Here is a 20,635-nt window from a genome sequence, read left to right on the forward strand (position 1 = left end):
GGCTGGCGCTTAGGCTTGTGCGGCGATGGGGTTGACCAAAGTGCCAATGCCTTCGATCTCCACCTCGCACACATCGCCGGGCTTCATGAACCATTGCGGCTTGCGGCTCCAGCCCACACCAGCGGGTGTGCCGGTGGCGATCACGTCGCCGGGCACCAAGGTGAAAATGGTGGAGGCGTAGCTGATCAGCTTGGCGATCGGGAAGATCATGTGCCCGGTGTGGCTGGACTGCACCACTTCGCCATTCAAGCGTGTGATCAGCTTCAGCTCTTGGTTGGGTGTGATTTCGTCAGCGGTGACCATCCAGGGGCCAAAGCCGCCGGTGGACTCGAAGTTTTTGCCCGATGCGATTTGCTTGGCGTGGAATTGCCATTCGCGGATGCTGCCATCGTTATAGCAAGAGTAGCCCGCCACATGGTCAAACGCATCGGCTTCAGAGATGTTGCGGCCTTCTTTGCCGATGATCACGGCCAATTCGCCTTCCCAGTCGAGCGAACCCGAGACCTTGGGGCAAATGATGGGTTGGCCATGCGCGACCTGTGAGCGCCAAACGCGAAGAAAAATCGGCGGCTCTTCGGACAGTTCGCGGTGCATGCCCGCAGCCAAAACCTCTTGGTGGTGGTCCATGTAGTTGCGCACGGCACACACGATCTTTTCTGGTTTGGGGATGACCGGCAAGAAGGTGATGTCGCCCATGGCAATGGACGTCTTTTGTTGGGCCGCATCGTGCTTCGCTTGGAGGTAAGCACCGGAGGCGATGTAGTCGGTGAGCGTGGCAAATTGCGGCATCGCTTGACCCAGATCCACCACGGTGTCGGGGCCCGTCACGGCGCCCCAGGTTTCGCGGCCTTGGTGTACAAAGGAGAGTAGTTTCATGAGAGTTCCTTGGGTGAAATGGGTTTAGATTTTTTGAAGAAATTGCGCTTGCCATTGATCAATCGGCATGAAGCTGGGGTCACTGCGGCAGATCGCTTCGGTTTCGCGCAGGATGGTGGCATCGTCTTGGCTCAGGTCGAGCGGATCGCCGTGTGGCTGAGAGATGTAAAAAGGCATGTCGATGTAGGTCTCCACCGTGTTGCCTTCAGGATCTGCAAAGTAAACCGACAGTGCATTGCCGTGGTTCATGGGCATCACCTTGGTTGCGCCCAAGGCCATGGCTTTGTCACGTAAATCGCGCAGCGACTGGATGGACGGCACTGCAAAAGACAGTTGCATCACCGTGCTGAAGGTGGCCTCTGGTGGACGTCCACCCGCGATGACCAACTGGTGGTGTTGATCGGGTGTCGAACTCAAAAAAACCAAGGGGGCTTTGAAGGTTTTTCCGACCCCTCGGTCATTGACCACCATGCCAAAAACCGAGGTGTAGAAGTTGACCATTTTGTCGACATCCCAAACATAGATGCCGAAATGAGAAGGGGTGGGTTTTGTGACTTGCAGCATGTGGTCTTTGGGTTGAAGGTTAAAAATCAGTTGCGATTTTTTTGCATCAGAGCAAAAGCGGCCAATACATTCGTTTGTGTCCCCGCAATGTGTTCGCTCAGCATTTGGGCGGCGGTGGCCGCATCTCGCCGCACCACAGCCTTCATCAAGGCGCGGTGCTCAGCGTCTTTCTTTTTGAGCACCGTACGGTTGCGTGCGGCGAAATGGCGATAGCGCTCAGCCTGGTCAAACAAGCTCATGCTCCAAGCCAGTTGGCGCTCAGAGGGGCAGGCGGCAATCAGTGACATGTGAAAGTCCCGGTGGCGCTGACTCCACTCGGCATCCAACACGACGGGCCCTTGTGGCAGGCGGGACTCGATTTTTTCGAGGCGGTGAAAGCTCGCCACAATGTTGGCTTCCCAAGCGTCGTCGCCGTGTTGGATCGATTCGTGCAGCGCGGTCACGTCGAGCATCAGGCGCATTTTGGTGATGTCGGCCAGATCGTCTGGTGATATGGCAGCCACTCTGAAGCCTTTGCGCTCGTCGGCTTTGACCAAGCCCTCTTGTACCAAGCGGTTCAAGGCTTCGCGCAGAGGGCTGCTGGAAAAGCCATATTGCTGTTGCAGGGCATCCACTTTGAGTTTGCTCTCGGGCACATGGCGGCCGGACAAAACGTCCAGGCGCAAAGCCTGGAAGGCTTGCTCAGAGACGGTGGTGCTGGAAGCTATTTCTTGCATGATTTTGAAATTGTGCACAAAAATAGCCGCGAACGCACCCACGCAAACCCTAATCAAATGGGTGGCTAGGTTCAACAAGAATGCGGGAAGGGGAGATGGTTTCCAAGCGTCACAAGCCCGGGTGGCAACCACCGCTGCGGCTTACTTGCCGATGCAAAAGCTTGAAAAGATCACGCCCAGCAAATCGTCGGCGCTGAATTCGCCCGTGATCTCGTTGAGGGCGTTTTGGCCCAAGCGAAGTTCTTCGGCCAACAGGTCGAGGTTTTGCGCTTGCGCTGCCAAATGCGCATCGGCCACTTCCAGGTGCTCGCGCACGCGGTGCAGGGCTTGCACATGGCGTTCGCGGGCGATGAACAGGCCTTCGCTGGCTTGTTGCCAACCGGCTTGTTGCAGCAGTTGCTGGCGCAGGGCTTGCAGGCCTTCGCCTGTTTTGGCCGAGAGCGTCAAGCCCCGGCGTTCTTGCAAAGCATGGGCCGCATCGGCCTTGTTCCACACGTTGATCACCGCCACGCTGGTAGGCAAACGGCTTTGCAGGGCGGCGGAAATGTCGGCATCGGCCGTGTCGTAATCGGGCAAGCCCACGCGCGTGAGGTCGTGCAAAAACAGCACGGCATCGGCGTCTTCAATTTGCCCCCAAGCGCGTGCGATGCCAATTTGCTCCACCTCGTCCACGCCTTCGCCTTCGCGCAGCCCTGCGGTGTCGATCACATGCAGCGGCACGCCTTCGATCTGAATGGTTTGCTGCACCACATCACGCGTGGTGCCGGCAATGGGCGTGACGATGGCCAGCTCGGCCCCGGCCAGTGCGTTGAGCAGCGAGCTCTTGCCCGCATTGGGCTGGCCCGCAATCACCACCTTGATACCCTCGCGCAGCAAAGCGCCTTGCCGGGCTTTGCCCAGCACCGTCATCAAGGCCGCTTGCAAGCGCGTCAATTGTCCTTGTGCATCGGCTTTTTGCAAAAAGTCGATCTCTTCCTCAGGGAAGTCCAGCGTGGCCTCGACCAGCATGCGCAGGTGGATCAGCGCATCGCGCAGCACTTGGATTTCTTTGGAGAAGTCACCTGCCAAAGAGCGGCTGGCGCTTCTGGCTGCGGCTTCGGTGCTGGCGTCGATCAAGTCGGCAATCGCCTCGGCCTGCGCCAAGTCGATCTTGTCGTTCAAAAAAGCGCGTTCAGAAAACTCGCCCGGTTGCGCCACGCGCAGACCCGCCAAACGGGGCTGGCCTGTGGTCGGGTCGGTTTCCGCAGCTGCTTGCAGGCAACGCGCCACCAGCAGCTGCAAAACCACCGTGCCACCGTGGGCCTGCAGTTCCAGCACATCTTCGCCCGTGAACGAATGCGGCGCCACAAAGTGCAAAGCCAAACCGTGGTCGATGGGGCTGCCATCGGCATCTGCAAAAGGCAGGTAAGTGGCCTCTCGAGGTTTGAGTGGTCGCCCGCACAGCGCCAGAATCAGCGACGACAGTTGTCGGCCCGACACCCGCACGATGCCCACCGCGCCACGACCGGGGGCGGTGGCGATGGCAACAATGGGTTCTTGGTGTCTGGCGAGCATGAGGGTGTCAGGAGAGGTGAAGCAAAAAAAGGCCGCTTGCGCGGCCCTTTTTTGGGATTACTTGAACTTGGGCAAATTGAACTGCGGCGGTACGCCCATGCGGGTGTTGATCACCCACTGCTGCGCAATCGACAAGATGTTGTTGGTGATCCAGTACAAGACCAAACCAGCCGGGAAGAAGAAGAACATGACCGAGAAGATCAGCGGCATGAACCACATCAGCTTGGCTTGCATCGGGTCCGGCGGTGCGGGGTTGAGCGCCGTTTGCAACAAGGTGGTCAAGGTCATGACCAAGGGTAAGATGTAATAAGGGTCGGGTGCAGACAGATCCTGAATCCAGAGAACCCAAGGCGCATTGCGCATCTCAACGCTGGACAACAGCACCCAGTACAGCGCAATGAACACGGGAATCTGAACCATGATCGGGAAGCAGCCGCCCATGGGGTTGACTTTTTCTTCACGGTAAATGCGCATCATCTCCTGCTGCATTTTTTGTGGGTCGTTCTTCAGGCGCTCGCGCATCTCCATGATCTTGGGGTTGATGGCTTTCATCTTGGCCATGCTCGAATACGCCTTGGCATTGAGCCAGTAGAAAGCGATCTTGAGCAAGAGCACCAACGCCACGATCGACCAGCCCCAGTTCTGTATGAAGCTGAACAGTTTGTCGAGCAACCAGTACAAAGGCTTGGACAGCATGGCCAACCAGCCGTAATCCTTCACCAAGTCCAGGCCAGGGGCCAGGGCTTCCAGGACTTTCTCTTCTTGGGGGCCACTGAACAATTGGGTGCTCACGCTCTTGGATTGTCCCGGGGCCACATCGGCCACAGGGGTGATCATGCCCACGGCATACAGGTTGGTGTCGACCTTGCGCACGAAGTTTTCACGCTGAATGCCGTCGGCCAGCAACCAGGCCGTTGCAAAGTAGTGCTGCACCATGGCCACATAACCATTGGGCGATGACTTGTCGATTTCGGCTTTGTTCTTTTCGATGTCGCTGAATTCGACCTTCTGGTACTTCTTGGCCTCGGTATAAATGGCGGGGCCTGTGAAGGTCGAATAGAAAGCCGACTCGCCCTCTGGCTTGTTGCCGTCACGCACCAATTGCAAATACAGCTGAGGCGACACGTTGGTGGTGCCGGTGTTGACCACTTCGTGCGTAACGCCGATGGCGTAACTGCCGCGCTTGAGGGTGTAAGTCTTGACCAATTTGACACCATTGATCACATCGGACTCGAAGCGCAAGGTCAACTCGTTCTGGCCGTCCTTGAGACTGCGTTCGCCGCTGAACTTCATGGGCGATTTGTGCGTCGGAAAGTCACCGCCAATCAAGCCAGTTTGGGCCACATAAACGCGGCTGCTGCTTTGGTCCAGAAAGACAAAAGGCTTGGTGCTGTCGACAAAGTCAGCGTGTTGGGTGAACTCGGTGCGCACCAAGGTGCCCCCTTCGGTGTCAAAGCTGAGCTTCAGGACATCGGTCACCACCTCGATTTTCTCGCGCGGTGCCGCTGGGGCAGCAGGCACGGAAGTGGGCACCTGGCCAGGTGTGGCTGTCACCGCCGCAGGGGCAGCGGTCGCGGTGGGCACGGCATTGGCACTGGCAGCAGATGCCGCAGGTGTTTTGGCAGAAGCCGCTACTTCAGGCTTCGGAAAGAAAGTGGCCTTGTGGCCGTTGTACAGCTGCCACTGGTCCCACAACAGGACCATGGAAAAACCAAAAATCACCCAAAGGATGGTGCGACGGATATCGTTCATGGGGTCTTCTTTGACGAAGTAGGGGAAAACAAATCGGAGAACAAGCGAGGCGCCCGGGAGGGAACCGGGTCGTGGCCACCAGAGCACCAAGGACCACAGCGCACCAAGCGATGCACCGTCAGGTAGCCACCCTTGGCCGCACCATGTTGCCCCAAGGCTTGCAAGGCATAAGCCGAACAAGTGGGCTCAAAGCGGCACGACGATCCCAGCCAGGGGCTCAGCAACAAACGGTAGCCGCGCACCACACCCATCAACAAGCGTTGAATGATCATGTGTGCACCTCGGAAAGCGCTGCACGCTCAAACAATTGTTCCAGCTCCTGCCGCACCGCCAGCTTCAGGGGCTCGGAGGTGGCGCTGATGAATTGTTGGCGATCGAACGTCGTGCGCAAGCGCACCACATGGGCAGCCACAGGCAGGCGATCGCCAAAGCGCTCGCTCACGTTATAGATCTGGCGCTTGATGGCATTGCGCGTGACGGCGCGACGCGCCCAGCGTTTGGGCACCATGGCACCCAACCAAACGTCAAACAAGCCAAAAAGGGCCTGCTCCTGTGAAGGTGCAGGCCCGACCTGTTCGGCTGGCGCCAAGGGGGTGTCAGATGGGCGGGTCAGTGTCAGGCGATGCAACGCAAAATGCGCTGTGCGCGAGACTGTTCCACCCGCCAGGGCGGCCTGAAATTGTGGGCGTGTCTTTAAACGCTGCACGATGGCCAAACCCTGGAATCAACCGCCCGAAGTGGCGTCAGGCCACAGCCAGACGGTTGAAAAGGCATTAGACAGCCAGACGCTTGCGGCCTTTGGCGCGGCGTGCATTGATCACGGCGCGGCCACCACGGGTCTTCATGCGAACCAGAAAGCCATGGGTACGGGCGCGACGTGTCTTGGAGGGTTGGTAGGTGCGTTTCATAACTGTTCCTTTGTGCCCAATGCCATGAATCAGCGTTGGGCGAAACCCAAGATTATCGCAAACTTTCGCGAGCCCGGCAAATTAACTGTATTTTCGACCATCAGGGTGAGTCCGGAGTTCAATCGGATCGATGTGGTTTATGATCGCCCTCCCGACCCCCATCGGCATGTGGATAAGCTCTTGATAAAGTTCCCCACACTGCCGTTTCAGATCCCCACTGTCCACAATAAAAAGTAATACATGCCCGAGGGAATCACCCCAGAATTTCAAATGGATGCAGGCCAATCGCTGTGGCAAACCTGCGTCGAAGAGCTCGCTCGTGAACTGCCCGAGCAGCAGTTCAACACCTGGATCAAACCACTGAGTGCGCAGGTCTCGGATGACCAGCAAAGTGTCACTTTGTTTGTGGCCAACCGCTTCAAACTCGACTGGGTTCGCGCCCAATATGCCAGCCGTCTGGCGGCCTTGCTGGAGAATTTGCAAGGTCACCCGGTCAAGATTGAGTTAGCGATCACTCCGCGTGAAGGTGGCATAAAGCCAGCAAAAGCCTCCACACCTTCCTCGATGGAAGCTTCAGCCGAGCCTATCCCGGTGCCCGATGAGGCTGTGGCCAACACCTTCCGCAATCGCCTCAACAGCGCCCTGAATTTTGACAACCTGGTCGAGGGCACCGCCAACCGCATGGCGCGTGCTGCAGCCATGCACGTCTCGGGCTCGCCGGGTCAACTCTACAACCCCTTGTTCATCTATGGCGGCGTGGGTTTGGGCAAGACCCACCTGATGCATGCCATTGGCAACAAGCTGCTGGCCGACCGCCCAGACGCCAAGGTTTTGTACATCCACGCTGAACAGTTTGTGTCGGATGTGGTTAAAGCCTATCAACGCAAGACGTTTGACGAGTTCAAACACCACTACCACTCGCTCGATTTGTTGCTGATCGACGACGTCCAGTTCTTTGCCAACAAAGACCGCACCCAAGAAGAATTCTTCAACGCCTTCGAGGCCCTGCTGGCCAAAAAATCGCACATTGTGATGACCAGCGACACCTACCCCAAGGGCTTGGCCGACATCCATGAGCGCCTGGTCTCGCGCTTTGACTCGGGCCTGACGGTGGCCATGGAGCCCCCGGAGCTCGAGATGCGGGTAGCGATTTTGATCAACAAAGCCATCAGCGAGGGCAGCGAGATGCCCGAGGATGTGGCGTTTTTTGTGGCCAAGAACGTGCGCTCCAACGTGCGCGAGCTCGAAGGGGCCTTGCGCAAAATCCTGGCTTATTCACGCTTCAACCAGAAAGACATCTCCATCCAGCTGGCCCGCGATGCCCTGCGCGACCTGCTGTCGATTCAGAACCGCCAGATCAGCGTTGAAAACATCCAAAAAACGGTGGCCGATTACTACAAGATCAAAGTCGCCGACATGTACAGCAAGAAGCGCCCGGCCAGCATCGCACGCCCGCGCCAAATTGCCATGTACCTGGCCAAGGAAATGACCCAAAAGAGCCTGCCGGAGATCGGCGAGCTGTTTGGCGGGCGCGACCACACCACGGTGCTGCACGCGGTGCGCAAGATCAGCGCTGAACGCCAGCAGCTGACCGAGTTGAACCAGCAATTGCACGTTCTGGAGCAATCCCTCAAGGGTTGAAACGCCATGAACCCATCCCGGCCCCCCGTTTTAGGTGATTTGCACACCTTGCAGGCCGTTTTGGACCCAAAAAACAGCGAAAATGCATGCTGTTGCGAAAAATTCACCCAGCGCTGAGCTGCGGTGACAAAAACCACCAAAGGTAGACAAATGATCGTCCTGAAGGCCACCCAAGACAAATTGCTGTCGGTCCTGCAATCTGTGTCCGGCATTGTCGAGCGCCGCCACACCCTGCCGGTGCTGGCCAACGTGCTGATCCGAAAAACCGGCCACGCCGTGCAGCTGACCACCAGCGACCTCGAAATCCAGATCCGCACCACCGCCGAGATGGACGGCGACCCAGGCGACTTCACCACCACCGTGGGCGCCCGCAAGCTCATCGACATTTTGCGCACCATGCCCGCTGACCAAACCGTCAGCCTCGAATCGTCGCAAGCCAAGCTGATCTTGAAGGGCGGCAAGTCCAAGTTCACCTTGCAGACCTTGCCCGCAGAAGACTTCCCGCTGGTGCAAGAAGCCGCCAGCTTCGGCCCCGTGTTCAGCGTGCCGCAAAAGACCCTCAAGCAATTGCTGGGGCAAGTCTCGTTTGCCATGGCCGTGCACGACATCCGTTACTACCTCAACGGCATTTTGTTTGTGGCCGAAGGCAACCGCTTGAGCTTGGTCGCCACCGACGGCCACCGTCTGGCCTTCACCGCAGCCACACTCGACGTGGAAGTGCCCACCAAACAAGAAGTCATCTTGCCGCGCAAAACCGTGCTCGAGCTGCAGCGCTTGCTGTCCGACGCCGACGGCGCGATCGAGATGCAGTTCGCCAACAACCAAGCCAAGTTCAGTTTTGACGGCATGGAGTTCGTGACCAAGCTGGTCGAGGGCAAGTTCCCCGACTACAACCGCGTCATCCCCAAGGGCCACCGCAACAACCTGACGCTGGGCCGCCAGGCACTCTTGTCTTGCTTGCAACGCACCGCCATCCTGACCAGCGACAAGTTCAAAGGCGTGCGCCTGAATCTGGAGCCCGGCACGCTGCGTGTGGCGTCAACCAACGCCGAGCAGGAAGAAGCCGTGGACGAACTCGACATCGATTACGGCGGTGACGCCATCGAGATCGGCTTCAACGTGACCTACATCATCGACGTGCTCAGCAACATGGGCCAGGACATGGTCCGCATCGATCTGGCCGATGGCAACAGCTCGGCGCTGATCACGATCCCCGAGAACGACAACTTCAAATATGTGGTGATGCCGATGCGCATTTAAGGCGAAAACCCTTGATGGCCACTTAAGGCCCCATATCGAAACCCGCGACCCTTCGCGGGTTTCGGCCATTCAAGCGACAGAGAAAATTGAACATGACCGACGACATCAACCCCAGCGAAGAAGCGTTCACCACCGCGCAACCCAAAATCGATGCCAACCAAGCGGGCGCATCCGAAGGCTACGGCGAAGGCTCCATCCAGATTCTGGAAGGCCTAGAAGCGGTGCGCAAGCGCCCCGGCATGTACATCGGTGACACCTCTGACGGCACGGGCCTGCACCACTTGGTGTTCGAGGTGGTGGACAACTCGATTGACGAAGCGCTGGCGGGCCACTGCGACGACATCGTCGTCACCATCCACAGTGACAACTCCATCAGCGTGACAGACAACGGTCGCGGCATCCCCACGGGCGTGAAGATGGACGACAAGCACGAGCCCAAGCGCAGTGCGTCTGAGATCGCTTTGACCGAACTGCATGCAGGCGGCAAGTTCAACCAAAACAGCTACAAGGTCTCGGGCGGTTTGCACGGCGTGGGTGTGTCTTGCGTGAACGCCTTGAGCAAGTGGTTGCGCCTGACGGTGCGTCGCGAAGGCAAAGTGCACCAGATCGACTTTGCCAAAGGCTTTGTGCAAAATCGTTTGCTCGAGACGGTGGACGGCGTTGAAGTCTCGCCCATGCGAGTGACGGGTGCCACCGACAAGCGCGGCACCGAAGTGCATTTCTTGCCTGACGTGGAAATCTTCACGCAGAACACCGATTTCCATTACGAGATTTTGGCCAAGCGTTTGCGCGAGTTGTCCTTCTTGAACAACGGCGTGCGCATCCGCCTCAAAGACGAGCGCAGCGGCAAAGAAGACGACTTCTCTGGCGCAGGTGGCGTCAAAGGCTTTGTGGACTTCATCAATGCCAATAAAAAAGTGTTGCACCCCAACGCCTTCCATGCCAACGGCGAGCGCCCAGCCGACAGCTACGGCGGCATCCCCGGCACCAGCATCGGTGTGGAGGTGGCCATGCAGTGGAACGACGGCTACAACGAGAACGTGCTGTGCTTCACCAACAACATCCCGCAGCGTGACGGTGGTACCCACCTGACTGGCCTGCGTGCCGCGATGACCCGCGTGATCGCGAAGTACATCGAGAAAAACGAGATCGCCAAAAAGCAAAAAGTCGAAGTCAGCGGCGACGACATGCGCGAAGGCCTGTGCTGCGTGTTGAGCGTGAAAGTGCCCGAGCCCAAGTTCTCCAGCCAGACCAAAGACAAGCTGGTGTCGAGCGAAGTGCGTGCCCCGGTGGAAGACATCGTGGCCAAAGCCCTGACCGACTTTTTGGAAGAGCGCCCCAACGACGCCAAGATCATCTGCGGCAAGATTGTGGAAGCCGCCCGCGCCCGCGAAGCCGCCCGTAAAGCCCGCGAAATGACACGCCGCAAAGGCGTGCTCGACGGCATGGGCCTGCCCGGAAAACTGGCCGACTGCCAAGAAAAAGACCCGTCCCTGTGCGAAATCTACATCGTCGAGGGAGATTCGGCCGGAGGCTCGGCCAAGCAAGGCCGCGACCGCAAATTCCAAGCCATCTTGCCTCTGCGCGGCAAGATCCTGAACGTGGAAAAAGCCCGCTATGAAAAGCTGCTCACCAGCAACGAAATCGTCACACTGATCACCGCCTTGGGCACCGGCATTGGCAAGGCCAGCGCCGAATCGGGCAAGAGCGGCACCGACGACTTCAACGTCGACAAACTGCGCTACCACCGCATCATCATCATGACCGACGCCGACGTGGACGGCGCGCACATCCGCACTCTGCTGCTGACCTTCTTCTACCGCCAGATGCCCGACCTGGTGGAGCGTGGCCACATCTACATCGCCCAGCCGCCACTCTACAAAGTCAAGGCTGGCAAAGAAGAGCTTTACCTGAAAGACGGCCCAGCGCTCGACGGCTTCTTGCTGCGCATCGCGCTCAAAGACGCCAGCATCAGCACGGGCGGCGCTGCGCCGCAAGTGCTCACAGGCGAGACGCTTGAAGCCCTGGCCCGCAAACACCAAGTGGCCGAACACGTCATTGCACGCCTCTCCAACTTCATGGACGCCGAGGCCCTGCGGGCCATGGCCGACGGCGTGTCGCTCAACCTCGACACCTTGGAGCAAGCTGCGGCCTGCGCCCCTGCGCTTCAAGCCAAACTGCGCGAACTCAACACCACCGGCATTCCGGCCGAAGTGAGCGCCGAGTTTGACGTGCGCACCGACAAACCGATTCTGCGCATCAGCCGCCGCCACCACGGCAACATCAAGAGCAGCATCATCACGCAAGACTTTGTGCACGGCGCCGACTACGGGGCTCTGGCCGAAGCGGCTGAGACCTTCCGCGGTTTGCTAGGCGAAGGTGCCAAAGCCAGCCGCGGTGAAGGCGAGCGCCAGAAAGAAGAAAAAGTGGGCGACTTCCGTCAGGCCATGCATTGGCTCATCAGCGAAGCCGAACGCACCACCAGCCGCCAGCGCTACAAAGGCCTGGGCGAGATGAACCCCGCCCAGCTGTGGGAAACCACCATGGACCCCACCGTGCGCCGCCTGCTGCGCGTGCAGATCGACGACGCCATCGAAGCCGACCGCGTGTTCACCATGCTCATGGGCGACGAAGTCGAGCCACGCCGCAACTTCATCGAAGCCAACGCGCTGCGGGCGGGCAACATCGATATTTGACCTTTATAGGTTGAATGAAGCCGCCCTGCCACGCGTTCTGTGCGCGTGGCGCGGCGCACCCCATGCCACACCTGCCAGTGTGGTGTCTGTTTTTACTTTGTACGGGCCTGTCCGGCCCTGAAGCACCATGACTTCTGACGTCAGCGCCCACACACGCAACTTCACGCTCAGCGATTTCGACTTTGAGCTGCCCCCCGAGTTGATTGCCCAACACCCCGCCGCCGAGCGAAGCGGCTCGCGTTTGCTTGATGGCTCATCGGCCATGGTCGTCGACCGCATTTTTCACGAACTGCCCAGCTTGCTGAATGCGGGCGATCTGCTGGTGTTCAACGACACCAAGGTGGTCAAGGCCCGCATTTTTGGCGAGAAAGCCTCGGGCGGAAAACTCGAATTGCTGATCGAACGCGTCTTGCCGGGCCATCAGGTGGTGGCGCACATGAAGGTCAGCAAAAAGCCGCTGGTGGGCGGCAAGATGTTCATGATGGGCGGCGCCCACCAGGGCGGGTTTGACGCCGTGCTGTTGGGTCGCTGGCCCGATGAAAACGGCCAACTGTTTCACCTGCAACTGAGCGATGAGCCACACGCCTTGATGGAGAAGCACGGCGTGGTGCCACTGCCGCCTTACATTGAGCGCCCTGCGGGTGCGATCACCCACACCGATTCCGAAGAAGACGCTCAGCGCTATCAGACCGTTTTTGCGCGTGCGCCCGGTGCGGTGGCTGCGCCCACGGCCGCGCTGCATTTTGACGAAGGCGTCTTGGCCGCACTGGCGGCGCGTGGCGTGCACACCGCCAGCGTCACCTTGCATGTGGGCGCAGGCACCTTCCAGCCGGTCAAGACCGAGAACATTGCCGAACACCACATGCACAGCGAGTGGTATGAGGTGCCCGAAGCCACGCAGCAGGCCATTGCGGCCTGCAAGGCTCGTGGCGGCCAGGTGGTGGCTGTGGGCACTACGACCGTCCGCACCCTCGAATCCTGGGCCAAGTTCGGTCAGGCCAGCGGCGACACCGAAATTTTCATCACCCCGGGGTTTGAGTTCCAAGTGATCGACCGGCTGATCACCAACTTTCACCTGCCCAAAAGTACGCTGATGATGCTGGTGAGTGCCTTTGCGGGTTACGAGCACATCATGGGCCTGTACCGCCACGCGATTGCGCAGCAGTACCGGTTTTTCAGCTACGGGGATTCGATGCTGCTCAAACGCACCGCACCTGGATCTCAGCCCAGCTGAAGAAACACCCGCCCGCCTTCGATCTTGACCGGCCAGGTTTTGGCGGGTTCTGTGGCGGGGCCACAAGCCACCGAGCCATCGCGCAGGCTGAACTGCGCTTGGTGGAAGGGGCATTCGATGTGGTCGCCCTCCACAAAGCCGTCGCATAACTTGGCGTTGCCGTGGGTGCACAAGTTGTTGATGGCGAAGACTTCGCCCTCCACGCTGAACAGCGCAATGTCTTGGCCTTCGGGGGCGACGGCAATGCCCGCGCCTTCAAACAGATCGGCCTCTGCGGCCACGTCGGTCCAGCTTGTCATGGTCATATCGGGTAAATGATGGCATTGGGGATCATTTCGCTGTCGTACACACACAGGCGTTCGGCGAACTTCAGGCCCTCGGGGGTCAACACGATGGTGTCGATGTAGCGGCCCACGTTGAACACAGTGCTTGCCTTGTCGAGTTTGGTGCGGAACACCGCGTAGTTGGCCTCGGCGTGGATGCGATCACCCTCCACACTTCGCACTACAGGCGCGCCCACCACATGCCGCTGGTAATACGGGTCGTGGTACAGCGTCTCTTGAATGCCGTAGACGCGGTCTTTCAACATGCCTTTGCTGGTGAACGACAGGGTGCACAGCGGAAAGCCGCGCTCGTGGTTTTCTCGTGGGATGAGTTTGTACACGCATTGCTCGGTAAAGAATTCGGGCCACAAATCCCATTGGCCACTGTCCACGGCCAAGGCGTAATCGGCGTAAAGGCGGCTCAAAGCCATGTGGATTTCAAAATTCACCATGGGGATCGTGCTCATCTTTAGGCCTCCATCACTTTGCGCCAGTATTCGTACATGCCCCGAATCAGGGTCTCGGTCACCATGTGGTCGGTCTCGCCCACATCGCGCCCGCCCAACTCCACCAGCATGCGGTGCTCGGGCTTGGTCTCGAAAGCCTGCTGCGAGAACTCGATCACCTCGCCGTCGTCAGCACTCACAAAACCCGCTGGGCCAAACAGGTTGGACTGGCGCAAGCGGCGCTCGATCATCTCCGGCGTGTCGTCCTCAAAGCCGAAATGCGTCCAGACAAAGTCAAACGCACCATGCCCGTCGGGCTGAATGTGCCGGGTGGACACACTGTTGACCTGCTGCTGAAAAATCACGCTGGGGAACAGCGTCATCATCACCGCGGTGGGCATCTGCTCTTCCATTTGCCACCAACCCTCGGGCACGATGTCCAAGAAGCTCGGGTCGTTGAGCTGCATGCTCTCTTTGAAGCTGCTCACCTGTGTGACCTGCGACGCCTGCCCCGTGGCTTGGCCCGCGCTGCCTCGGGTCGAGATCATGGCGGCGTGGCGGTGGTGGGCGTCCATGCGCAGCTCGCTCTTGTTGTCGGCACGCCAAAGGCCAAAGGTCACAAACCAGGTGTGCAAGAGGCCGGGGTGGTAGGGGTCTTTGATGTTCTCTTGCATCAGCTTCCAGTTGCCCGGAATGCGCTGGCGGTTGTAGCCCAGCACCACCAACTTGCGGCCATTGAACAGGCGGTCAAAGTATTTCAGGATGGTCGGGCCCATGAAGTCTTCGAGTGACTCCACAGCATGGTCAAACGACGCGAACACCACGCCACCGCGTGTGGCCACTTTCAGGGCTGTCAGGCCGTGGTCCTTGGGGTCAAAGTCGGCGGGCATGCCGCCATTGACTTTGCCGTCTTGCCGCACACCACGCCGAAACGGCACGCCCTGCAAGTCGCCCTTGAGGCTGTAGCTCCACTGGTGGTAGGGGCAGACAAACTCTTTCTTGTTGCCATGGCGTTCACGGCAAAACTGCATGCCCCGGTGGGCGCAGACGTTTTCGACCACATGGATCTGCCCGTCGGTGGCCCGCGTCATGATGACCGAGCGCTCGCCCACCACGGTGCGTTTGAAGTCGCCGGGATTCGGAATCTCGGCCTCCAGGCCCACATAGCTCCAGTGGCTTTTGTAAAAGAAGCGCTCCAGCTCCTTTTTGTGCCGGTCTTCATCGGTGTAGACGGCAAACGGGACACGGCTGGTGCCGTCCGTTTCCCAGTGGATGGGTTGTTCGCGCATGGCGTCTCCTCGTATTTCTTGATACGCATCATGCGCAAAGCATCAATTTCAGTAAATCGAAATTCAAAGATAATCATTATCTGAATTTCAAATATTCATCGCCACGCCTCCATGGACCTCGCTCGCCTCGACCTGAACCTGCTGCTGGTGTTTCACCACCTGCTGCGGGAAAAACGCGTGTCGGCGGTGGCCACGGTGCTGGGCATGAGCCAGCCTGCCGTCAGCAGCGCCTTGGGCCGACTGCGCAGCAGCTTGGGCGACGAATTGTTTTTGCGCACCCAGCGGGGCATGGAACCCACGGCTTACGCCCTGCAACTGGCCGAACCTGTGGCCACCGCGCTCGACGGCCTGCAGCAAGCGCTCAATGTGCGCGCCTCGTTTGACCCGGCCACAAGCGAGCGCAGCTTCACCCTGGCCATGACCGATGTGGGCGAGATGTATTTTTTGCCCGTGCTGATGGACGCGCTGGCTGGAGCTGCCCCTGCCGTCACGCTGAATGTGGTGGCGGTGACCAGCGCCAGCCTGAAAGACGACATGGCCTCAGGCCGTACCGACTTGGCGCTGGGCCTGCTGCCGCAACTGCAGGCGGGCTTTTTCCAGCAAGCGCTGTTTCGCCAACCTTATGTGTGCCTGATGCGCGAAGCGCACTCGCTGGCCGCAGCCGCCTCCTTGTCGTTCAGCGACTTTGCTGACGCCAGCCATGTGCGCGTGGTCGCCGCAGGCACGGGCCACGGGCGGATCGATGCGGCCATCAGCGAAACGCTGGAACAACAGGGCTTGAAAAGGCGAATTCGCCTGACGGTGCCGAACTATGTCGCTTTGGGCGATGTGCTCGGCCACTCGGACCTGATCGCCACCGTCCCCGAGCGTTTCGCCCAGCGCGTGTCCGGCCCCTTTGCCCTGACCACCCGCGCCCTGCCGCTGGCGGTGGACGGCAGCGCCATTCACCAGTTCTGGCACGCCCGCCTGCACAAAGACCCAGGGCACCAATGGCTGCGCGAGTTGGTCGCGCAATGCTTTGGCGATGGCACCCTCTGACCCCCTTCTACAATCCCTGCCATGCTCCAATTCGACCTGCTCAAAACCGACCCCTCCAGCCACGCCCGTCGCGGCACGCTGACCCTGAACCATGGCGTGGTGCAAACGCCGATCTTCATGCCGGTCGGGACCTACGGCACCGTCAAGGGCGTGATGCCGCGCAGCCTGCACGAGATGGGCGCACAGATCATTTTGGGCAACACCTTCCACCTGTGGATGCGCCCGGGCCTGGACATCATGAAAGGCTTTGGCGGCCTGCATCAGTTCGAGAAATGGGACAAACCCATCCTGACCGACTCGGGCGGATTTCAGGTCTGGTCGCTGGGCGACATGCGCAAGATCACCGAAGAGGGCGTGACCTTTGCCAGCCCCGTGAACGGCGACAAGCTCTTCATGTCGCCCGAGGTGAGCATGCAGATCCAGACCATCCTGAACTCGGACATCGTGATGCAGCTCGACGAGTGCACGCCTTACGAGACCAAGGGCCACCTGACGACCGAGGCCGAAGCGCGCAAGTCGATGGAGATGAGCCGCCGCTGGGCCGTGCGCTCCAAAGACGAGTTCGCCCGCCTTGAGAACCCCAACGCGCTGTTTGGCATTGTGCAAGGCGGCATGTTTGAAAACCTGCGCCAGGAATCACTGGACGCTTTGGTCGAGATGGACTTCCCCGGCTATGCGATTGGCGGCGTGAGCGTGGGCGAGCCCAAAGACCTGATGCTGCAGATCATGGCGCACACCCCGCACCGGCTGCCCGCCCACAAGCCGCGCTACCTGATGGGCGTGGGCACGCCTGAAGATTTGGTGCAGGGCGTGGCCGATGGCGTGGACATGTTCGACTGCGTGATGCCCACCCGCAATGCCCGCAACGGCACGGTCTTCACCCGCTTTGGCGACCTGAAACTGCGCAACGCCCGACACAAAAACGACCCTCAACCGCTGGACACCAGCTGTACCTGCCATGCCTGCGCGGGAACGTCTGGCGTGTCGTGGGACAACGGCGGCCGAGACGGTTTCAGCCGCGCTTACATGCACCACCTGGACCGCTGCGGCGAAATGCTCGGCCCCATGCTGACCACCATCCACAACCTGCACTACTACCTGAACCTGATGCGTGAAGTGCGCGAGTCGCTGGACGTGGGTCAGTTCGCACAGTTCCGGGCGCAGTTCAAGTCGGATCGGGCTCGCGGCGTGTGATCAATCGGTCGTGAACACCGTCAGCACCCCGGTGTAACCGTACAGCTGCTGGCGAGCAATCTCGCCAGCGGCAAAAAAGCCCACCAGCGGCACATCGCCCAAGGCATGCCGAATGATCTGCATCTCGGCACTCGGCCCGCCAAAGTGCGGGCCACCGCGCCCAGTGCAGCTCACATACACAGCGCCTGCAATGCGCTGACCCGCTTGGGGCACCGTGGGCACCGGGTCGTCGCTCATGGCGTTGATCGCCTCGATGGACAGCATCTCGGGCTCCAGCGCTTCGCGAATTTCGGCGCACACGCGCACCAGGTCGGCACGGGCCGCTTGCACGTCGCGGCGGCAAAACGTCAAGCGCATGCCCGGCTCCAGGTGTTCGGCAATCGCCACGCCCTGGCGTAAAGGGTCCAGGCCAATGATGTGACGCACCCGCACGTCGTTGCCCAGATTGCCTGCACGGCCCACGCCAGATTGCCCGGGCGCACTCAGGCCCACCAGGGTGGAGCGCACCACGGCAATGGCTTTTTGCGGCTCACTCAGGCTGATGTCCAGATCGGCCAGCATCACATCCAGTGCAGGCTCGCCCGCCAGCTTGAGCACCACATGGCCTTCGGCTTCGGTGATCTCGCGCTCGGGCGCCACCGGTTGGCAGCCTTGCGTCACGCGTGAGAGCAAGCGCACTTCGGGCGAAAACGCCACGCCGCTCAAGCCACCTTGGAGGACACCGCCGTGCACCTCTGGGCCACCCGCGTCTTCGGCCCGCACCGCAAACTGCACACTGCGGGTGCGGCTGGCGCTCAAACCGCCAAACAAATAGCCTTGCTGCGTGCGCTCGGCCATCTCTTTGATCAGCTCGGCCAAGTCGGGCGTGTTCGGATCGGCGTGCACCAAGGCCGCATCGGCCCAGCCCGATGGCAGCGGCGACACCCCAGAAAACACGCGGTACTGCTCGGGCGACAGGTCGCACAGCATGAGCGCCATGGCGGGTTCGTCAAAGTACTCGGCGTTGTTCACCGCCACGCCAATGCCCACCGTGCCTGCCCAGTCGGGCACCTCGGGCAAGGCCTGGCGCAGGTGGTCGAGCAGCGCTTGCGCCTCGGGCGCGTAATGGTCGGTGATGTAAAGCAAGCCTAAACGGGGCTGGCTGGCGTAATCGGGCAAACCCATCTGGGCGCGCAACTGCGCGAGCACCAGGCCAGCGGCCATTCGCCACTGTGGGTGGGTGGCATGGCCACAGGGAAACAAGTTCATGGCGCTTTGCGCTTGGCGGCCGCCTTGCGCGGCGCAGATTTGGCAACCGGTTTGGTTTTAACAGCGGCTGACTTCTTGGCCACGGCCTTTTTGGCGGGGCTTGGTTTTTTGCCAGCGGCTGACGTGCTGGCCCCTTTGGCCGTCATGCCTGTCTTCATGGCTTCGGCGGCCACGTCTTTGACGGCCGCTGCGGCAATGTTTTGAAACTGCTGGGTCAAGGCACCCCACCACTGCATTGGGTCCACCGCAGGCTTTGCCGAAGCGGGCCCCGTTGTGGATTCTTCAGGCGCATCTTTGACCGCATCGTCTGCTGGAACGGGTTTCGGCTCAGGGGCAGCCCGTGGCGTCACCGATTGTGGCGCAGCAGCTTGCGGCTCAGGTGCTGGTGAAGGCGCTGGTGCAGGCGCTTTGACCGTGAAGGCCTTGGCCAAGTCGGCCATGTTCACATTCATGCTTTGCAGCGTGGTCAAGGTCATTTTTTGCACTTCCATCGCCTGGATGGTGGCCTTGAGCGCCGTGGTGTTTTGCTCCAACCAAAAGAGCACCGACTTCAACTCTTGAATGCGTTTGTCGATGTCTTCGATGCTGAGCGTAGGCGCCACCCAACTGGCCATTCCGGGCATCCCAGCGGCCGCAGCGGGCTGGGCTTGGGCTGCGTTTTTGGACAGATTTTGTAAAAAGTCAAAGCCCGGCACAAATTGGCCAAAGCCGAAGGCAGAGGGTTCGCTCATGGCAGTTCCTTGAAAAGTGTTCTGCAAAGCTTACCCGAAGAGCCTTTCAACCCTCCACAAACACCCTCGCCTTGCGTGGCGTCAACACCAGCGTCTCGCCTTCTTTGAAGTCTTGCTGGCGGTATTGAGAGGCCGACAACTGTGCTTCGATGACGGCGTCTTTGCCGAACATGCCCGCTTCCACGGGCTCGAGCTCCAAACGGGCCACTGGCCCCACCACAATGGCGCGGGTCAGTTTGGCCACAATGCCCGTGTTGGCAGCACCCGGGGTGTAGCGGGTCACATCCAGGTCGTGTGGACGCACATAGGCAAACGCCTTGGCGTCTTGCACCTGGCCATGCTCCGGCGTGTCCAAGCGAATGGCGTGTTGATCTGCACCGATGAGCATTTCGCCCTCGTGCGCACGGCCATGGAACAGGTTCACATCGCCCAGAAAGCCATACACAAAGGGGCTGGCCGGTTGGTCCCACACTTGCTGGGGCGAGCCAATTTGCTCGATGTTGCCTTTGTTCATCAGCACCACGCGGTCGGCCACTTCCAGGGCTTCTTCCTGATCGTGCGTGACAAAGATGCTGGTGACATTGAGCTCGTCGTGCAGGCGACGCAACCAGCGGCGCAGCTCTTTTCGCACCTTGGCGTCCAGAGCGCCAAAGGGCTCGTCGAGCAGCAGCACCTTGGGCTCAACCGCCAGTGCGCGAGCCAGCGCAATGCGTTGGCGCTGTCCGCCCGAGAGTTGCGAGGGGTAGCGGTCGGCCAGCCAGTCGAGTTGCACCAGACCCAAAAGTTCGTGCACCTTGCGCTTGATCTCGGATTCGCTCGGGCGCTGGTTGCGGGGCTTGACGCGCAGGCCAAAAGCCACGTTCTCGAACACCGTCATGTGCCGGAACAAGGCGTAGTGCTGGAACACAAAGCCCACCTGGCGTTCGCGCACATGCACATGCGTGGTGTCTTCGCCGCTGAAGGCGATGGTGCCGCGGTCGGCCGTCTCCAGCCCTGCAATGATGCGCAGCAGCGTGGTTTTGCCGCAGCCAGACGGCCCCAGCAGGGCGACGAGTTCGCCCGACTCGATGTCGAGGCTGACGTTGTTCAGTGCCGTGAAGTCACCAAACTGTTTGTCGATGTTGCGGATTTCAATGCTCATGGTTCAAACCGTTGTCAAAGAGGT

The 20,635-nt window shown here is 59.9% G+C and carries 20 protein-coding genes; 6 read left to right on the forward strand and 14 right to left on the reverse strand.

The features are described from left to right. Positions 1-9 precede the first annotated feature (9 nt). The 8 genes from L63ED372_RS13425 to rpmH form a co-directional block, all read right to left on the reverse strand. Positions 10-876 (reverse strand): fumarylacetoacetate hydrolase family protein, encoded by an 867-nt coding sequence (locus tag L63ED372_RS13425; RefSeq protein ID WP_062406599.1) that lies wholly within the window; start codon positions 874-876, stop codon positions 10-12. A gap of 24 nt (positions 877-900) precedes the next feature. Further along, positions 901-1,440: a VOC family protein gene (locus L63ED372_RS13430; RefSeq protein ID WP_062406601.1), complete on the reverse strand. Its 540-nt coding sequence runs from the start codon at positions 1,438-1,440 to the stop codon at positions 901-903. A gap of 26 nt (positions 1,441-1,466) precedes the next feature. Beyond that, complete coding sequence (locus L63ED372_RS13435; protein WP_062408118.1) at positions 1,467-2,156, reverse strand: GntR family transcriptional regulator; 690 nt, start codon at positions 2,154-2,156, stop codon at positions 1,467-1,469. Positions 2,157-2,297: 141 nt separating this feature from the next. Further along, positions 2,298-3,710 (reverse strand): tRNA uridine-5-carboxymethylaminomethyl(34) synthesis GTPase MnmE, encoded by a 1,413-nt coding sequence (gene mnmE / locus L63ED372_RS13440; protein ID WP_062406603.1) that lies wholly within the window; start codon positions 3,708-3,710, stop codon positions 2,298-2,300. Positions 3,711-3,767: 57 nt separating this feature from the next. Continuing rightward, positions 3,768-5,462 (reverse strand): membrane protein insertase YidC, encoded by a 1,695-nt coding sequence (yidC, locus tag L63ED372_RS13445; RefSeq protein ID WP_062406605.1) that lies wholly within the window; start codon positions 5,460-5,462, stop codon positions 3,768-3,770. Then, positions 5,459-5,731 (reverse strand): membrane protein insertion efficiency factor YidD, encoded by a 273-nt coding sequence (yidD, locus tag L63ED372_RS13450; protein ID WP_197275371.1) that lies wholly within the window; start codon positions 5,729-5,731, stop codon positions 5,459-5,461. Before yidD ends, yidC begins: the two co-directional genes overlap by 4 nt. After that, positions 5,731-6,168, reverse strand: a complete 438-nt coding sequence (locus tag L63ED372_RS13455; RefSeq protein ID WP_062408120.1) for a ribonuclease P protein component — start codon at positions 6,166-6,168, stop codon at positions 5,731-5,733. The genes yidD and L63ED372_RS13455 overlap by 1 nt, the downstream gene beginning before the upstream one ends. A 67-nt stretch (positions 6,169-6,235) precedes the next feature. Beyond that, positions 6,236-6,370 (reverse strand): 50S ribosomal protein L34, encoded by a 135-nt coding sequence (gene rpmH, locus L63ED372_RS13460; protein WP_005798102.1) that lies wholly within the window; start codon positions 6,368-6,370, stop codon positions 6,236-6,238. Between the two features lie 240 nt (positions 6,371-6,610). On the opposite strand from rpmH, the gene dnaA reads away from it, so the two are divergent. From dnaA to queA, 4 genes are all read left to right on the forward strand, one after another. Beyond that, positions 6,611-8,011 carry a chromosomal replication initiator protein DnaA gene (gene dnaA, locus L63ED372_RS13470; protein ID WP_231624500.1) on the forward strand — a complete coding sequence of 467 codons (1,401 nt, stop codon included), beginning with the start codon at positions 6,611-6,613 and terminating at the stop codon, positions 8,009-8,011. A gap of 150 nt (positions 8,012-8,161) precedes the next feature. Further along, positions 8,162-9,271 carry a DNA polymerase III subunit beta gene (gene dnaN / locus L63ED372_RS13475; RefSeq protein WP_062406610.1) on the forward strand — a complete coding sequence of 370 codons (1,110 nt, stop codon included), beginning with the start codon at positions 8,162-8,164 and terminating at the stop codon, positions 9,269-9,271. A gap of 92 nt (positions 9,272-9,363) precedes the next feature. After that, positions 9,364-11,967 (forward strand): DNA topoisomerase (ATP-hydrolyzing) subunit B, encoded by a 2,604-nt coding sequence (gene gyrB, locus L63ED372_RS13480; RefSeq protein WP_062406612.1) that lies wholly within the window; start codon positions 9,364-9,366, stop codon positions 11,965-11,967. A gap of 127 nt (positions 11,968-12,094) precedes the next feature. Beyond that, positions 12,095-13,201 carry a tRNA preQ1(34) S-adenosylmethionine ribosyltransferase-isomerase QueA gene (gene queA, locus L63ED372_RS13485; protein ID WP_062406614.1) on the forward strand — a complete coding sequence of 369 codons (1,107 nt, stop codon included), beginning with the start codon at positions 12,095-12,097 and terminating at the stop codon, positions 13,199-13,201. On the opposite strand, the gene L63ED372_RS13490 is transcribed toward queA, so the two are convergent. Genes L63ED372_RS13490 through L63ED372_RS13500 form a run of 3 tightly spaced genes read right to left on the reverse strand, consistent with a single transcriptional unit; the run spans position 13,189 to position 15,259 of the window. Beyond that, complete coding sequence (locus tag L63ED372_RS13490) at positions 13,189-13,506, reverse strand: non-heme iron oxygenase ferredoxin subunit (protein WP_062406617.1); 318 nt, start codon at positions 13,504-13,506, stop codon at positions 13,189-13,191. The genes queA and L63ED372_RS13490 overlap by 13 nt on opposite strands. Continuing rightward, positions 13,503-13,991, reverse strand: a complete 489-nt coding sequence (locus L63ED372_RS13495; protein WP_062406618.1) for an aromatic-ring-hydroxylating dioxygenase subunit beta — start codon at positions 13,989-13,991, stop codon at positions 13,503-13,505. The genes L63ED372_RS13490 and L63ED372_RS13495 overlap by 4 nt, the downstream gene beginning before the upstream one ends. 2 nt (positions 13,992-13,993) lie before the next feature. Then, a complete protein-coding gene (locus tag L63ED372_RS13500) occupies positions 13,994-15,259 on the reverse strand; it encodes an aromatic ring-hydroxylating dioxygenase subunit alpha (protein ID WP_062406620.1) in 1,266 nt (421 codons plus the stop codon). 111 nt (positions 15,260-15,370) lie between these two features. On the opposite strand from L63ED372_RS13500, the gene L63ED372_RS13505 reads away from it, so the two are divergent. Together L63ED372_RS13505 and tgt are read left to right on the forward strand one after the other, a co-directional pair. Further along, positions 15,371-16,297 (forward strand): LysR family transcriptional regulator, encoded by a 927-nt coding sequence (locus L63ED372_RS13505; protein WP_062406622.1) that lies wholly within the window; start codon positions 15,371-15,373, stop codon positions 16,295-16,297. 21 nt (positions 16,298-16,318) lie between these two features. Then, complete coding sequence (tgt, locus tag L63ED372_RS13510; RefSeq protein ID WP_062406625.1) at positions 16,319-17,491, forward strand: tRNA guanosine(34) transglycosylase Tgt; 1,173 nt, start codon at positions 16,319-16,321, stop codon at positions 17,489-17,491. On the opposite strand, the gene L63ED372_RS13515 is transcribed toward tgt, so the two are convergent. Genes L63ED372_RS13515 through L63ED372_RS13525 form a run of 3 tightly spaced genes read right to left on the reverse strand, consistent with a single transcriptional unit; the run spans position 17,492 to position 20,611 of the window. Continuing rightward, positions 17,492-18,739, reverse strand: coding sequence for an FIST signal transduction protein (locus L63ED372_RS13515; RefSeq protein ID WP_062406627.1), 1,248 nt, complete (start codon positions 18,737-18,739; stop codon positions 17,492-17,494). Next, positions 18,736-19,470 carry a PhaM family polyhydroxyalkanoate granule multifunctional regulatory protein gene (locus L63ED372_RS13520; RefSeq protein WP_062406629.1) on the reverse strand — a complete coding sequence of 245 codons (735 nt, stop codon included), beginning with the start codon at positions 19,468-19,470 and terminating at the stop codon, positions 18,736-18,738. The genes L63ED372_RS13515 and L63ED372_RS13520 overlap by 4 nt, the downstream gene beginning before the upstream one ends. Positions 19,471-19,516: 46 nt before the next feature. After that, entirely contained in the window at positions 19,517-20,611 is a 1,095-nt protein-coding gene (locus L63ED372_RS13525; protein ID WP_062406631.1) for a sulfate/molybdate ABC transporter ATP-binding protein, read from the reverse strand. Positions 20,612-20,635: the final 24 nt, after the last annotated feature.

Origin of the sequence: Limnohabitans sp. 63ED37-2, assembly GCF_001412535.1 — a bacterium.
Classification (GTDB): domain Bacteria; phylum Pseudomonadota; class Gammaproteobacteria; order Burkholderiales; family Burkholderiaceae_C; genus Limnohabitans_A.